This is a genomic window from Frankia sp. AgB1.9 (assembly GCF_016786355.1).
Taxonomy (GTDB): Bacteria; Actinomycetota; Actinomycetes; order Frankiales; family Frankiaceae; genus Pseudofrankia.
This window is the reverse complement of the sequence record NZ_JADWYX010000021.1, coordinates 52,177-67,232: the sequence shown is the minus strand read 5'-3', so window position 1 is coordinate 67,232 and position 15,056 is coordinate 52,177. Positions and strand designations below refer to the sequence as shown.

The window sequence follows — 15,056 nt, the reverse complement described above, 5'->3', positions numbered from 1 at the left end:
ACGCCAATACGGCCGCGGTACCAAAAGCGGAGAGGGGAACCGATGCGCGCGCCGACGCCCATCCGTGGCCGACGGGCCGGCTCGCGGCCGGCGACAGCGACCCGCACCGTCGGCGTCGGCCTGGCGGCCGGCCTCGGGCTGGGTCTCGGGCTGGCCATGACGACGGCCACCACCGCCACGGCAGCCGGGGACCGCACCCCGGCCACCCGGACCGCCATGCCCTCGAACCCAGCCGTCGGCGCCCCCGGGGCTCGCGCCGCCACGCCTTCGACCCCGACGGCCGTCGAGGAGGTGACGCTCATCGGGGAGCTCGGCCCACAGAACGGCTCCGGCGTCTCCGGCTCGGCCCGTGCCGTGCTGCGCGGCACCCAGCTGGCGATCACGATCACGCCGAGCGGCCTGGCTCCCGGCCTTCCGCACCCGGCCCACCTGCACATCGGTGGGCGCTTCACCTGCCCGCCGGCCGGCCTGGCCGGTCGAGGCGTCGACGGCCACCTGCGCACCACGGACGCGCTGCCCTACCACGGGCCGGCGGCCGTCGCGCTGACGACCACCGGCGACACCAGCCCGGCCAGCGAGCTGGCGCTGAACCGGTTCCCCGTCGGTCACGCCCGCTACCAGCGCACGCTCTCCGTCAGCCAGCACGTCGCCGACGATCTGCGGGCCGGCGAGGGCGTGCTGGAGCTGCACGGCGTCGACTACAACCACGACGGCCGGTACGACGGCGCGGCCCGCAGCGACCTCGACCCGGCCCTACCCGAGGAGGCGACCGACCCGGCGGCCTGCGTCCGGCTGACCCCGGTGCCGCGGGGCGGGGTCGACGCCGGCGGCGGCGCGCTCGGCACCGGGACCACCGTCGTGGCGGCAGCGGTCCCCAAGGGCACGCTCGGGACAGGACCCGGAGGCGGCGCCGACGCGCGACTCGACCCGTCGACCAGGCCGGCCGACGGCACGGGCGCGACCGGCTGGATCGGGTCCGATGTCGGGGTCGCCGCCTTCATCGGCGGCCTCGCCATGCTCGGCCTGATCGCGGCGGCAGACCAGCGTCGCCTGGTCACCGAACGTCGCCGCCGGTGACCGGCCCGCTGGCCCGGGCCGCGACCTGTCAGCCGCGGCCGGCCGCGTCGACGATCGGGGTGGCGACGCTGCCCACGCGGTCGATGTCGACCCGCACCCAGTCGCCGGGCACCAGGTAGCGCGGCGGCGTGCGGCTGTAGCCGACCCCCGCCGGTGTGCCGGTCACCAACAGGTCGCCGGGGTGCAGCGTGAGCGTCCTGCTGAGGTAGGCCAGCACCTGGCCGACCGTGAAGATCATGTCGCGGGTGTCGCCGTCCTGGACGACCTCCTCGACCGTCGAGCCGTCGTCCGCGCGGGTGCGGATCGTGGTCCGCACCCGCAGACCGTCCGCCGGGTCGCCGACCTCGTCGGCGGTGACGACGGGGCCGAGCGGGCCCGAGTAGTCCGCGTTCTTGCCAACCGTCCACAGCGGGGACCGGCCCTGGGAGCGCCGGGCCGACAGGTCGTTGAACGCGGCGTAGCCGAACACGCCGGCGAGCGCCTCGACCTCGTCGACGTCGGCGAGGCTGACGCCGACGACCACGCCGAGCTCACCCTCCCAGTCGAGCCCGCGCTCACCCGCCGGCACCGGTGCCGGGGTGCCGTCGACCGTGAGCGACACGGTCCACCGACCGAACAGGTTCGGATACCTGGGCGGCTCGATGCCGGTCTCGGCGGCGTGCGCCCGGTAGTTCAGCCCGACGCACAGCACCCGCGCGGCCGGCGGGATCGGTGGCGCGAGCGTCAGCGCGGCCACCGGCCTGGCGTCCGCCTGGTCGCCCAGCGTCTGCCCGGCGCGGGCCTTCCAGGCCGGCAGGTCGGCGTAGAAGTCCTCGACCGGGGCGAGCGGCACCACGGCCGGGCCGTCGGTTCCGTCGACCAGCGGTCCGACGATTGTCCGCTTGCCGTCCCTGAACCCCACGATCCGCATCGCGACCTCTCAGTCCTCGCTAGTTCGCTCGGTCCCGGCGCCGATCGGGGAGCCTATGCGTTCCAGGTGGCCGAACCGTCGGTGCCGCGACCGCGCAGGTCGACCCTGCGGAGCGAGCGCCGTCTTCGCCTCAAGTGGCCGTGATTCGGGTCTTCTCGCAACCATTCGAGGGCCAGAACGGCGATCATGTCCGCGGTTCGGAGCGGGCAGACGTTGTCGGAGGCGGCGCTAGGCGACCGGCTCGGCGCTCCCGCGGGCCGAGCGGCGCAGCCACCACAGGCCCAGCACCGGCAGGACCAGCGGCAGGAAGACGTAGCCCGCGCCGTAACCGGACCAGACCGCCGCGTCCGGGAACAGGCCTCGGTCTACGACGCTGAGCGTGCCGACGGTGAGCACGCCGGTGAGCTCCGCGGCGCAGGCACCCGTCGCGACCCGGCGGCCGAGCGCCGACGGCCGGCTGAGCCCGACCGTCGCCAGGATGTAGATCACGCCCGCGAGCGCCGACAGCAGGTACGCGACCGGCGCCTCGTGGAACTTCGTGATGATCTGCACCACCGCCCGCGACGTCGCCGCGACCGCGAACACCGCGTAGACCGCGACCAGCGTCCGCCCGGGGCCCCGGACCCGAGGCGCCGTGGCGACAGGCTCGGCCACGGCGGCCGGCCCGGCGTCCCCCTCCGGCCCCGCGACCCCGGCGGGCCGCGCTCCGGCACCGGCCGGGCGGTCGCGGGCATCGTCGTCACGTGGCCCGGCCGTGGCCGCCGCCTCGGTCTCGGCTGGCGCCGTCTCGGCCTCGGCTGGCGCCGACTCGGACTCGGGCGGCGCCGTCTCGGTCGTCATCGCGGTCGTCCTTCCCGCAGGTCGGGCGGCCCGCTCGCCGGCGACCCGCTCGTTGTCACGTCGAGCCGGCACGTTGTCACGTCCAGCCAGCACAGCGTCCGACCCAGTCAGCACAGCGTCCGATCCGGCAGGCTCGGTGCGTGGGGCCTCGCCGGCGTTCCCGGGCGTCACGACCAGGTCTGGTGCAGGCGTTGCACCAGCACCGCCGCGACCACGGCCGCGACCCCGAGCACCGACGTCCCGGACCGGGACCGCTCCCCCAGCGCCCACCAGGTGCCGGCCGGCAGCGCCACGGTCGACGCGATCAGGTACATCGTGAAGGTCAACGGCTCGGCCGCGTGCTCACCGCGCGCGACCAGCACGATCGCCCCGACCACCTGCGCGAGCAGCAGCGCCTCCGCGACGGCGACACCGTAGAGCACCCGCCGCCCGATCGGCCGGTTCCGCCAGGCGAGGAAGAACACCCAGGCGGCGAGCAGCAGCGTTACCACCGCCACCGCGATCGCAATGATCCTGACCATGCCGCCCCTGCCCTACTACGTCACGTAGAACCAGATCTTAGCCCGTGAGGGCCAGCTCCGGTCAGCACGTCTACGCGGGCGACCCGCACCTCGTGAGCTGACCCGAACCCCCGTGAGCTACAGCGGCTTGGCCAGCACGGTGAAGGCGAGGTCGGGGCGCCTGGGCAGGCCGAAGCGCTCGTCGCCGTACGGGAAGGGCTTGGCGTCCCCGGTCGGCCGGTAGCCGCGGCGGACGTACCAGGCGATCAGGTCGGCCCGCTGGGCGATGACCTGCATCTCCATCCGGTCGGCGCCCCACACCTCCCGGGCGTACCGCTCGGCCTCGGCGAGCACCGCCGAGCCCAGGCCGGCGGCCTGCAGGGTGGGGACCACGGCGAACATGCCGAAGTAGCCGGCCGTCCCGTGCCGCTCCAGCTGGCAGCAGGCGAGAATCCGGCCCGCCGGCCCGGCGTCGGCGGCGCTCGCGCCGTCGTCGGTCCGCGTGGCGACCAGAATGAGTCCGCCCGTGCCGGTGACGATGTCCGCGATCGCGTCGGGGTCGGTGCGCTGGCCGTCCAGCAGGTCCGCCTCGGTCGTCCACCCGGCCCGGCTCGACTCGCCGCGGTAGGCCGACGTCACCAGGGCCAGCAGCTCCGGGATGTCGTCAAGGGTCGCGGCGCGGAACGTCACGTCGGCCCGCTTCGTCACCGGTTCCTGGCTGCCCACGGTCCCCATCCTGGCAGAGCGCCGCCGGGCGGCCGGCCGGGCCAGTCAGGACTGGGCGACCCGGGCCAGTCAGGGCCGGGCCAGGCAGGCAGAGCCGGGCTCGTCAGGCTTCCGGGGCCAGGCGGGCGGCCAACGCCGGCAGGATCTCGCCGAGCGGCGCGTCGACGATCAGGTCGGCGCGGGCATCGGCCCGGGTCGGGCCCTGGTTGACGATCGCGACCGGGACGCCGAGCTGGCCGGCGCGCAGGACGAACCGATAGCCCGACATCACGGTCAGCGAGGACCCGAGGACGAGCAGCAGGCGGGAGTCCGCCACGACGTCCATCGCCGCGTCGACCCGGCCACGGGGCACGGTCGCGCCGAAGAAGACGACGTCGGGCTCCAGCCGGCCACCGCAGCGTAGGCAGCCGACCATGACGAACCGGCTGATCTGCGCCTCGGCCAGCACGGCGTCGCCGTCAGGGTTCACCCGGCCGCCCGGGTTGACCCGGCCGTCCGGATTGACCCGGACGTCAGGGTCAGACCGGCCGTCAGGCACCGACTCGCCGAACGGCACCGGCTCGTCGGCCAGCACCGGCTCGTCGGCCGTGGCCGGCTCCTCCGCGCCGGAGACACCGGAGTCGACGACGTCCGCGCGGAAGGTCGGGTTCGCCGCCGCCAGCCGGGCCGCCAGCTCGACGCGGGCGGTGACGTCGCCGCAGTCGGAGCACAGCACCCGGGCGAGGTTGCCGTGCAGCTCGATGACGTCGCGCGCGCCGCCGGCCTGGTGCAGGCCGTCGACGTTCTGCGTGACGATCCCGGCGAGCAGCCCGGCCCGTTCGAGCGCGGCGACGGCCCGGTGCCCGGCGTTCGGCGGGGCGGCCGCGATGTGCCGCCAGCCGGCGTGGCTGCGGGCCCAGTACCGCCGGCGGAACTCCGGGTCGCCGGTGAACTGCTGGTAGGTCATCGGGGTGTGGTTGCGTCGCGGTGCCCCGCTCGGGCCCCGGTAGTCCGGGATGCCTGACTCGGTGGAGATCCCGGCGCCCGTGAGGACCGCCACCCGGCCGGCGGCGACGGCCGCGCGCAGTGCCGCGACCCCGGCGGCCGGGTCGCTGACCACCGCGACGTCCGGCGGCCGGGACAGCGGCGCCGAGCGCCCGAACGGCTTGACGCGGTAGGTCAGCGCCGGTGCCTCGGGATGCATAGACCCATCGTGCCTCCCCGCCGGGCCGGTCGAGGTCGTGAGAGGCGCTCGCGTGATGATCCTGCGCCCAGCCGACAGCCACGCGTTGCCAACCGGTCGAACTGCTCGCATACGGTTGGTGACGTCGGCACCGGCGCCGGCATGAGGACGGGTTCCCCGGGCCGCCACGGGAGAACGCCCGGATCGGCCGGCGGGCAGGCGGGCGGATCACGGATCGTGACCGCACCGCGCGGCGAAAGCCTGAGCCCCGAGGGGGACACATGGAGCAGCGGGTCGACCCTGACCCGTCCACCGGCCCGACGGAACCTGACGGCCCCGAGCGCTCCAGCGTCCAGCCCGGCGACGGCGTGAGCCTCACGATCGTCGGCGCGACCGGCTGGCCGGCGGACCCCGCGCGCGGCCTCACGGCGGCCGAGGTGGCGAGCCGGGTGGCGGCCGGCCAGGTCAACGACGTGCCGGCGCGGACGAGCCGCACCGTCCGGGAGATCCTCGCGGCCAACGTCTTCACCCGGATCAACCTGATCATCGGGGTGCTGTTCGCGCTGATCTGCGTGGTCGGGCCGATCCAGGACGGACTGTTCGGCGCGGTGATCGTGGCGAACTCGGTGATCGGCATCATCCAGGAGCTGCGGGCCAAGCAGACGCTGGACCGGCTCGCCGTCATCGGCGAGGCCGAGCCGACCGTGCGCCGGGACGGCGTCGCGGTGGCCGTGCGCCCGGGCGAGATCGTGCTGCACGACGTCATCGAGACCGGTCCCGGCGAGAAGATCGTCGTCGACGGGACGGTCACCGAGGCCGACGGGCTGGAGGTCGACGAGTCGCTGCTCACCGGCGAGGCCGACCCGGTGCTCAAGCAGCCGGGCGAGGAGGTCATGTCCGGCAGCTTCGTCGTCGCCGGCTCCGGGGCGTTCGTCGCGACGAAGGTCGGTGCCGACGCCTACGCCGCCCGGCTCGCGGCCGAGGCGACCAGGTTCACCCTGGTGAACTCGGAGCTGCGCAACGGCGTCAACCGGATCCTGCGGATCGTCACCTACCTGATCATCCCGGCCGGGATCGCGCTGGTGATCAGCCAGCTGGTGGTCGACCAGAACGACCTGCCGGAGGCGATCCGGCGGATGGTCGCCGGGCTGGTCAGCATGGTGCCCGAGGGCCTGGTGCTGCTGACCTCGCTGGCATTCGCGGCCGGGGTGGTGCGCCTCGGCGCGCGCAACTGCCTGGTCCAGGAGCTGCCGGCGATCGAGGGCCTGGCCCGGGTCAGCGTCGTCTGCCTGGACAAGACCGGCACGCTCACCGAGCCGGCCATGGACGTCCTGGAGGTCCGAGCGCTGGACCAGGCCGCCGACCACGACGCGGCGGCCGGTACAAGCCCAGCGACCGGCGACGAGCCGACCGCGCCGGACGGCCGGGTGGCCGCGGTGCTCGGGGCGCTCGGCGCGGCGGACCGGCGCCCGAACGCCAGCCTGCAGGCGATCATCGACGCGTACCCGGCGCCGGACGGCTGGCGCCCGGTCGACGCGGCGCCGTTCTCCTCGGCCCGCAAGTGGTCCGGCGCTGCCTTCATCGAGCCGGACGGCACCGAGTCGACCTGGCTGCTGGGCGCGCCGGACGTGCTGCTGGCCACCGGCCACCCTGCGCTCGCGACGGTCGACGGGTACGGCGAGCGGGGCCTTCGCGTGCTGCTGCTCGCCCGCTCGGACCGCCCGCTGGCGGAAGCGCTCACCGCGAACGGCGGCGGCACCGGTTCCGCGGCCGGCGGCCTCGCCGGTGCGGTCGAGCCGGTCGCGCTCGTCGTGATCGCGCAACGGCTGCGCGCCGACGCCTCCGACACGCTGCGCTACTTCGCCGACCAGCGCATCGCCACCAAGGTCATCTCCGGTGACAACGCGCTGTCGGTCGGCGCCGTCGCCCGCGAGCTGGGCCTGTCCGGAGCCGACGACCCCGTCGACGCCCGCTCGCTGCCGGCGGACCGCGCCGAGCTCGGCGAGCAGCTGGAGACCCACACGATCTTCGGCAGGGTGACCCCGCACCAGAAACGGGAGATCGTCGGGGCGCTGCAGGCCCGCGGTGAGACGGTCGCGATGACCGGCGACGGCGTCAACGACGTGCTCGCCCTCAAGGACGCCGACATCGGCGTCGCGATGGGCTCCGGCAGCCCCGCCACCCGGGCCGTCGCCCAGATCGTCCTGCTGGACAACAGCTTCGCCGCGCTGCCCTCGGTCGTCGCCGAGGGCCGCCGGGTGATCGGCAACATCGAGCGGGTCGCGAACATCTTCCTGACCAAGACGGTCTACTCGGTGCTGCTGGCGATCGTGGTGGTCGCCGCCCAGGTGCCCTACCCGTTCCTGCCACGCCACCTGACCCTGATCAGCTCGCTGACCATCGGCATCCCGTCGTTCTTCCTGGCGCTGGCGCCCAGCCACGACCGGGCCCGGCCCGGGTTCGTCGGCCGGGTGCTGCGGTTCGCGGTCCCGGCCGGCGCGCTGGCGGGGATCGCGACAGTCCTCGTCTACTTCCTGGCCCGCAACGTCTTCTACGACAACGACCTGCGCGCCGAGACGTCGCTGGCGACGCTCACGCTGTTCTGCGTCTCGCTGTGGGCCCTCGCGATGATCGCCCGGCCGTACACGTGGTGGCGGGTCCTGTTGGTCGCCGCCATGGCGGGCCTGTTCGCGCTCGTCCTGGTCGTCCCGTTCCTGCAGACGTTCTTCGAGCTGTCCCTGGTCGGCACCAGCGGCCCGCTGACCGCCCTCGCGATCTCGGCCGTGGCCGCGATCCTCATGGAGATCATCTGGAGGCTGGTCCGCCCGCCGAACGGCACCCCCCACCCGGTCGAACTTGGCGCTGCCCACGCAGGCGACGGCGAGCGCGCGGGGGCCTGACGCAGGCGGAACGGGACGAAGCGGGCCGGCCGCTGGTGGGACCACCCGCGGCAACCTACCGTTACTGGACATGACGGATCGAATGCAAGCCGCGACGACCCACTGCGTGACGTGCTCCGACGAGGCACTGCCGGGCCAAGTGATCCGGGTCGCGGCCGACCAGGCCGTCGTCCGGCTGGAATCCGCCTGTGCCGCAGGCGATGGCGAGCTTGAGGTCGGGATAACGCTTGTGGCGGCCCAGCCTGGGGACTGGGTTCTAGTACACGCGGGTGAGGCGATCGCCGTCCTCCCCGGGCCACCGGCCGACTCCTGGCCCTAGATCACACCTCGACCAGGCTGGCACGGCCGCCGGCCCGAGGCGCGTCCAGACGGGGCCGACCACCCGCACGCGGCAGGTGGGGGTGAGCAGGCGTGTCGACACCGACCTTGGACCCGACGACCGACCCGGCGGCCGGCGCGGCGAGCGCGCCGCCGACGGGCAACGGCGAACAACTGGGAAAGCTGGGCGTGGGAGCGGCCACGCGGGAGCGGCCAGCCGGCCAGGTAGCGCCGGCGCGAGCCCCCAGCTGGGAGGACCAGGACCCGATCCACCTGCTGTGGATCAACGCGGGGCTCAGCTGCGACGGCGACTCGGTGGCGCTGACGGCGGCGACCCAGCCGAGCATCGAGGAGATCGCGCTGGGCGCGCTGCCCGGGCTGCCGAAGGTCGCCGTGCACTGGCCGCTGATCGACTTCGACTCCGGGCCCGAGCAGGGCGCGGACGCGTTCCTCGAGTGGTTCCGCAAGGCCGACCGCGGCGAGCTGGACCCGTTCGTGCTGGTCGTCGAGGGCTCGATCCCGAACGAGCGGATCAACGGCGACGGCTACTGGACCGGGTTCGGCTCCGACCTGAGCACCGGCCAGCCGATCACCGTCAACGCGTGGCTCGACCGGCTCGCGCCCAAGGCGCTCGCGGTGCTCGCCGTCGGGACCTGCGCGACCTACGGCGGCATCCACGCGATGGCCGGCAACCCGACCGGCGCGATGGGCGTGCCCGACTACCTCGGCTGGGACTGGAAGTCGTCGGCCGGCATCCCGGTCGTGTGCGTGCCGGGCTGCCCGATCCAGCCGGACAACCTGTCCGAGACGATCGTCTACCTGCTCTACCAGGCCTCCGGCCAGGCACCGATGATCCCGCTGGACGACCAGCTGCGGCCACGCTGGCTGTTCGGCGCAACCGTCCACGACGGCTGCGACCGGGCCGGCTACTACGAGGAGGGCCGCTTCGCCCACGCGTACGGCGAGCCGGAATGCCTGGTCAAGCTCGGCTGCTGGGGGCCGGTGGTGAAGTGCAACGTCCCCAAGCGCGGCTGGATGAACGGGGTGGGTGGCTGCCCGAACGTCGGTGGGATCTGCATCGCCTGCACGATGCCCGGCTTCCCGGACCGGTTCATGCCGTTCATGGACACCCCGCCGGGCGCGAAGGTCTCCAGCGGCCTGAGCACGGTGTACGGGAAGGTCATCACCAACCTTCGCAAGATCACCATGCACACCGCGGACCGGGAGCCGAAGTGGCGTCGGCCCGGTGACGAGCTGCTGACCGGCTACCGCGCCGGCGCCGACACAGCCGCCGGCACACCCGCCGGCCGCGTCAGGGAGGGCGCGCGATGACCACGACGGCGATGCGCCCGCAGACCGGCGCCGAACAGAGCAACCTCATCGAGATGAACTTCGACCCGATCACCCGGATCGTCGGCAGCCTCGGCATCTACACGAAGATCGACTGGGCGGCCAAGCGGGTGGCGGAATGCCACAGCACGTCGTCGATCTTCCGCGGCTACAGCATCTTCATGAAGGGCAAGGACCCGCGCGACGCGCATTTCATCACGTCCCGGATCTGCGGGATCTGCGGCGACAACCACGCCACCTGCTCCTGCTACTGCCAGAACATGGCCTACGGGGTACGGCCGCCGGCGCTCGGCGAGTGGATCGTGAATCTCGGTGAGGCAGCCGAGTACATGTTCGACCACAACATCTACCAGGAGAACCTGGTCGGGGTGGACTACTGCGAGAAGATGGTCGCCGAGACGAATCCCGGCGTCCTGGCGCTCGCGAACGCCACCGAGTGCCCGCACGCGGACGAGCACGGGTTCCGCACGATCGGCGACATCATGCGCGGCCTCAACCCGATCTCCGGGGAGTTCTACCGGGAGGCGCTGGCGCAGAGCCGATCCACCCGGGAGATGTTCTGCCTGATGGAGGGCCGGCACGTCCACCCGTCGACGCTATATCCGGGCGGGGTGGGGACGGTCGCGTCGGTGCAGCTGTTCACCGACTACCTGTCACGCCTGATGCGCTACATCGAGTTCCTCAAGCGGGTCGTGCCGATGCACGACGACCTCTTCGACTTCGTCTACCAGGCGATGCCGGGTTACGAGGAGGTCGGCCGCCGCCGGGTGATGCTCGGTTGTTGGGGCTCGTTCAACGACCCGGCGCACTGCGACTTCAGGTACGAGAACATGGCCGACTGGGGCCGGCGCATGTTCGTCACCCCGGGCGTCATCGTGGACGGGAAGCTGCTCACCAACAACCTGGTCGACATCAACCTCGGTATCCGCATCCTGCTCGGCAGCTCGTTCTACGAGGACTGGGAAGACCAGCCGATGTTCGTCACCGAGGACGCGCTGGGAAACCCGGTCGACCGTCGGCACCCGTGGAACCAGCACACGATTCCGCGGCCGGAGAAGCGGGACTTCGACAAGCGCTACTCCTGGGTGATGTCGCCGCGCTGGTTCGACGGCACCGACCATCTGCCGCTGGACACCGGCGGCGGCCCGATCGCCCGGCTGTGGAGCACCGCGTTGTCGGGCCTCGTCGACCTCGACCACATCAAGGCGACGGGCCACAGCGTGCTGATCAACCTGCCGCGCACGGCGACGAAGCCCGAGCGGACGTTCGAGTGGACGATCCCGCGCTGGAGCAACGCGCTGGAGCGCAACCGGGCCAGGACCTACTTCCAGGCCTATGCGGCCGCGGCGGCCCTGACGTTCGTCCAGCGGGCGCTGGACGAGGTGCGCGCCGGCAACACGAAGACCTGGGAGCCGTTCGAGGTGCCCGACGAGGCGGCCAGCTGCGGCTTCACCGAGGCGGTCCGCGGCGTCCTGTCGCACCACATGGTCATCCGCGGCGGGAAGATCGCGAACTACCACCCGTACCCGCCGACCCCGTGGAACGGCAGCGTCCGCGACGTCTACGGCACCGCCGGACCCTACGAGGACGCCGTGATGGGCACCCCGATCTTCGAGGAGAACCCGCCGGAGCGGTTCAAGGGTATCGACATCATGCGGGCGGTCCGCAGCTTCGACCCGTGCCTGCCGTGCGGCGTCCACATGTACACCGGCGCCGGCCGCACCGTCGACGTCACCCACTCCCCGCACGCGTTCACCCCGGCCGGGTGAGCCGCGCCAGGCCCGAGGAGGTGTCGCCGATGGCGTTCGACCTGGCCGCCGGTCCCGGTCCCGTGCGGGCCGCCGTTGAGCAACCAGAGGAACCAGACGACGAGTCCGGTGCCCGGACCGCCGCGCGCCTCGACGCGCTGCTGGCCGACGTCGACGGCTGCGCCGACCCACGGCTGCGCGCGCTCGCCCACGAGCTGGTCCGCACGCTGATGCGCTTCTACGGCGCCGGGCTCGACCGGGTGGCCGCGCTGGTGCCCCCGGCGACGCTGCGCCGGCTGGCCGACGACGACCTCGTCGGCGACCTGCTCGCGCTGCACGACCTGCACCCCGACGGGGTCACGCCGAACCCCCACGACGAGGCCCCGCCGGGCCCGCCGCAACCTGACGGGCGACGGATCCTGCCGCTGACGGTCGCGCCGGCCGTCGCGCGGGCGGGAGCCGGGCGATGACCGGCCAGCCCGACCGCTGGCTGGTGTCGCTGCGGCGCGCGCTGCTCGAACCGGCCGGCGGCGGCGATCCGGCCGGCTGCCGGTGCGAGTTCTGCGGCGAGCCGCTCCCGCCCGAGCAGCCCGGCGCCGCCGGGCCCGGTGGCATCGGCCATGGGCACGTGGTCGACGTCGTGGACCGGTCGATCCGGTGCGCCTGCCAGGCCTGCCGGCTGCTGTTCGCCTCCGCCGGCGCGGGCGGCGGGCGGCTGCGCGCGGTCGGTGACGGCCGGGCCCACCACCCGCGGTTCCCGCTGGACGGCCCGCGCTGGGCCGCGCTGGAGATCCCGGTCGAGCTCGCGTTCCTCGTGCAGGACTCGCACGCCGGGCGGCTCGCGCTGTTCTACCCGAGCCCGGCGGGCGCCACCGAGTCGACCGTGGCGCCGGACCGGATCGCCGCGACCTGGCGGGCCGCGCTCGCCGCCGACCCCGGGTTCCCGGCGCCCGCGTCCGACGTCGAGGCGGTGCTGCTCTACCGGCCGGACGACGCCCCGGCGGACGGCTGCGAGGCGTTCCTCCTGCCGGTGGACGCCTGCTACGCCCTGATCGGGCGGATTCGACGCGCCTGGACCGGGTTCGCCGGCGGTCCGGCGGTGACAAGCGAGATCGCCGACTTCCTGGCCGACGCCCGCCGCCGCGCCGGCGCGGCCAGCCGGACCGTCGCGGCTGGCGACACGGCCCGGGCCGGCCGCGTGCCGCAGGAGGTGAGCTGACGTGGCCGAGTTCGCGTTCGACTGCCTGGACATCCAGCCGGAGCCCTACGCGGCGAGCCCGACGCTCACGGCCCGGCTGCGGGTCGCCGAGACGACCGGGTTCTCGGTCCAGGCGATCGCGCTGCGCTGCCAGATCCGGATCGAGCCGGCGACCCGCGGCTACCGCGACGACGAGCGGGAGTTGCTGCGCTACCTGTTCGGCGAACCGGCCCGCTGGGGCCGCACGATGCGGGCGTTCCCGTTCGCGACCGTGTCGGCGCTGGTCGGGTCGTTCGTCGGCTCCACCGAGGTACCGCTGCGGATCCCGGTCAGCTACGACCTGGAGGTCGCGGCCGGCAAGTACTTCCACGCCCTGCGGACCGGGGTGATCCCGCTGTCGCTGCTGTTCAGCGGCACCGTCTTCGGCGCGACGCTCGACGGGATGCAGGTCGAGCCGGTGCCCTGGCACCTGGAGGCGAGCTACCGGCTGCCGGTCACGGTCTGGCAGCGGCTGATGGACGCCTACTTCCCCGGCGAGGCCTGGGTCCGGCTGCGCCGCGAGACCATCGACGCCGTCGGCCGCTACAAGGTCGCCCACGCGATCCCGACCTGGGACGACGCGATCAGCGAGCTGCTCGCCGGTGCCGAACCCGACCCGACCCCGGCCGGTGCCGGGGATCCGAGCCCGGCCCGCGCCGAGGGCCGCAGTCGCCGAGAGGTCACCTCATGACCGCGCCCACCGGTTTCGACGCCGCCCGCGAGGTCGCGGACGCGGTGCTGTACGAGGGCTACCTGCTGTACCCGTATCACTCGGGCGCCCTGAAGAACCAGGTCCGCTGGCAGTTCGGCGTCCTCGTTCCCCCGGCCGTCGCGGCCGCCGGCGGCGAGCACGCGTCGTCGCGCACCGAGTGCCTGCTGGAGCACCTGCCGAGCGCGGGAGCCGGGCTCGCCTGCCACAGCGAGGCGGGCTCGCCGCACTGGGCGACCGAGCTGGGCACGGTCCACGTGCGCACCCGGTTCCTGCACGCCGTCGAACGGACCGTGTGGGCCCGCCAGGGCGCCACCTTCGTCCCCGCGGAGCTGGTCGCCACGGCGCGCGGTGACCTGCGCGCCGGCCAGGAGGCGACGCCCCGCGAGGAGGACACGCTCGTCCCGCTCGCCGGCCTGCTCGGCCGCTCCCCCGCCGAACCCGCCTCGCCCGCCGAGCCGGAGGCCTGGATCGTCCCGCTGACGGCGCCGGCCGGCCGGGACGTCGAGCCGGCCGACGCCCACACCGACCCGGCCGGCCCACGGGTCTTCAGCCCGCCTGCGGCCGGGCGGGAGCCGACGGGCCGGGTCGTCCGGGCCTGGCACCGGCTCGACGCCGAGCTGCGCCTGACCGCCCGCTGGCTGCCCGGGCCCTACCGGGTGGCCCGGCTGACCGCCGAGCTGCGCAACGTCTCGGCCTGGTCGCCCCCGCCGGCCTCGGCCGAGCAGGCGCCGGGCGACCGGGCCGCGGCCCGCGACGCGGCGCTGGGCCGGTCGCTGATCGCCGCGCACCTGGTCCTCTCGGCCCCGGGCTGGCGGTTCCTGTCGCTGACCGAGCCGCCCGAGTGGGCCGCCACCTACGCCGCGGACTGCCGCAACGAGCGGGCCTGGCCCGTCCTCGTCGGCGGCGGCACGGGCTGCGCCGACACGGTGCTGGCAGCGCCGATCATCCTGCCGGACAACCCGCGGGTCGCCGAGGAGAGCATCGCGCCGTTCTTCGACGCCACCGAGATCGACGAGATGCTGACGCTGCGCACGCAGACCCTGACCGACGAGGAGAAGGCCCTCGCCCGGTCGACCGACCCGCGCGCCGCCGACCTGCTCGACCGGGCCGACCACCTGGCACCCGAGCTGCTCGAACGCCTGCACGGCGCCGTCCGCGAGGTCCGCGTCACCGGTCCGGCCCGGGACGCGCGGACGTCGGACGAACCGGAAGGCGGGGCCGACGATCTCGTCGATCTGGCGCCCTGGGATCCGCGGGCCGACGATCGCGCCGCGGCCACCGACGAGCCGGTCCTGATCGACGGCGTCGCCGTCTCGGTGGGCAGCAAGGTGCGACTGAAGCCGGCCGCCACGTCGGCGGACGCGCAGGACATGTTCCTCGCCGGCCGGGTCGCCACCGTCGCCGCCGTGCTGCGCGACCTCGACGGCGCGACCCACGTCGCCGTCACGCTCGACGACGACCCGGGCGCCGACCTCGCCGCCGCCGTCGGCCGTTACCGCTACTTCGCCCCCGGCGAGCTCGTCCCGCTGGACCGCGCCGAGCCCGGCGAGGCCCGGCCATGACACGGACAGCCAGG

The 15,056-nt window shown here is 74.1% G+C and carries 14 protein-coding genes; 9 read left to right on the top strand and 5 right to left on the bottom strand.

Going from position 1 to position 15,056, the window contains the following annotated elements:
- Positions 1-42: 42 nt before the first annotated feature.
- On the top strand, positions 43-1,077 hold the full coding sequence (locus tag I6A60_RS10490; protein ID WP_203015120.1) for a hypothetical protein: 1,035 nt from the start codon (positions 43-45) through the stop codon (positions 1,075-1,077).
- A 28-nt stretch (positions 1,078-1,105) separates the two neighbouring features.
- On the opposite strand, the gene I6A60_RS10485 is transcribed toward I6A60_RS10490, so the two are convergent.
- From I6A60_RS10485 to I6A60_RS10465, 5 genes are all read right to left on the bottom strand, one after another.
- On the bottom strand, positions 1,106-1,987 hold the full coding sequence (locus tag I6A60_RS10485; protein ID WP_203015117.1) for a fumarylacetoacetate hydrolase family protein: 882 nt from the start codon (positions 1,985-1,987) through the stop codon (positions 1,106-1,108).
- Positions 1,988-2,215: 228 nt separating this feature from the next.
- Positions 2,216-2,641 carry a hypothetical protein gene (locus I6A60_RS10480; protein WP_374113349.1) on the bottom strand — a complete coding sequence of 142 codons (426 nt, stop codon included), beginning with the start codon at positions 2,639-2,641 and terminating at the stop codon, positions 2,216-2,218.
- Between the two features lie 353 nt (positions 2,642-2,994).
- A complete protein-coding gene (locus I6A60_RS10475; RefSeq protein ID WP_203015113.1) occupies positions 2,995-3,348 on the bottom strand; it encodes a hypothetical protein in 354 nt (117 codons plus the stop codon).
- 117 nt (positions 3,349-3,465) lie between these two features.
- Positions 3,466-4,062: a GNAT family N-acetyltransferase gene (locus tag I6A60_RS10470; protein ID WP_203015112.1), complete on the bottom strand. Its 597-nt coding sequence runs from the start codon at positions 4,060-4,062 to the stop codon at positions 3,466-3,468.
- A 94-nt stretch (positions 4,063-4,156) separates the two neighbouring features.
- Positions 4,157-5,236, bottom strand: a complete 1,080-nt coding sequence (locus I6A60_RS10465) for a Sir2 family NAD-dependent protein deacetylase (RefSeq protein WP_203042233.1) — start codon at positions 5,234-5,236, stop codon at positions 4,157-4,159.
- Positions 5,237-5,496: 260 nt separating this feature from the next.
- Here I6A60_RS10465 and I6A60_RS10460 point away from each other — a divergent pair, with 260 nt between their 5' ends.
- The 8 genes from I6A60_RS10460 to I6A60_RS10425 all read left to right on the top strand — a co-directional run bounded on the left by I6A60_RS10460 (position 5,497) and on the right by I6A60_RS10425 (position 15,042).
- The gene (locus tag I6A60_RS10460) at positions 5,497-8,115 is read left to right on the top strand and encodes a cation-translocating P-type ATPase (protein ID WP_203015108.1); all 2,619 of its coding nucleotides are present in this window, start codon (positions 5,497-5,499) and stop codon (positions 8,113-8,115) included.
- A gap of 70 nt (positions 8,116-8,185) precedes the next feature.
- The gene (locus tag I6A60_RS10455; RefSeq protein WP_203015106.1) at positions 8,186-8,434 is read left to right on the top strand and encodes a HypC/HybG/HupF family hydrogenase formation chaperone; all 249 of its coding nucleotides are present in this window, start codon (positions 8,186-8,188) and stop codon (positions 8,432-8,434) included.
- Between the two features lie 266 nt (positions 8,435-8,700).
- Positions 8,701-9,765 (top strand): hydrogenase expression protein HypE, encoded by a 1,065-nt coding sequence (locus I6A60_RS10450; protein ID WP_307873627.1) that lies wholly within the window; start codon positions 8,701-8,703, stop codon positions 9,763-9,765.
- Positions 9,762-11,552 carry a nickel-dependent hydrogenase large subunit gene (locus tag I6A60_RS10445; RefSeq protein ID WP_203015102.1) on the top strand — a complete coding sequence of 597 codons (1,791 nt, stop codon included), beginning with the start codon at positions 9,762-9,764 and terminating at the stop codon, positions 11,550-11,552. The genes I6A60_RS10450 and I6A60_RS10445 overlap by 4 nt, the downstream gene beginning before the upstream one ends.
- 29 nt (positions 11,553-11,581) lie before the next feature.
- Positions 11,582-12,001, top strand: a complete 420-nt coding sequence (locus I6A60_RS10440) for a hypothetical protein (RefSeq protein WP_203015099.1) — start codon at positions 11,582-11,584, stop codon at positions 11,999-12,001.
- Positions 11,998-12,750: a DUF5947 family protein gene (locus I6A60_RS10435; protein ID WP_203015096.1), complete on the top strand. Its 753-nt coding sequence runs from the start codon at positions 11,998-12,000 to the stop codon at positions 12,748-12,750. Before I6A60_RS10440 ends, I6A60_RS10435 begins: the two co-directional genes overlap by 4 nt.
- A 1-nt stretch (position 12,751) precedes the next feature.
- Positions 12,752-13,459, top strand: coding sequence for a DUF6084 family protein (locus I6A60_RS10430; RefSeq protein ID WP_203015094.1), 708 nt, complete (start codon positions 12,752-12,754; stop codon positions 13,457-13,459).
- Positions 13,456-15,042, top strand: a complete 1,587-nt coding sequence (locus tag I6A60_RS10425) for a hypothetical protein (protein ID WP_203015092.1) — start codon at positions 13,456-13,458, stop codon at positions 15,040-15,042. Before I6A60_RS10430 ends, I6A60_RS10425 begins: the two co-directional genes overlap by 4 nt.
- Positions 15,043-15,056: the final 14 nt, after the last annotated feature.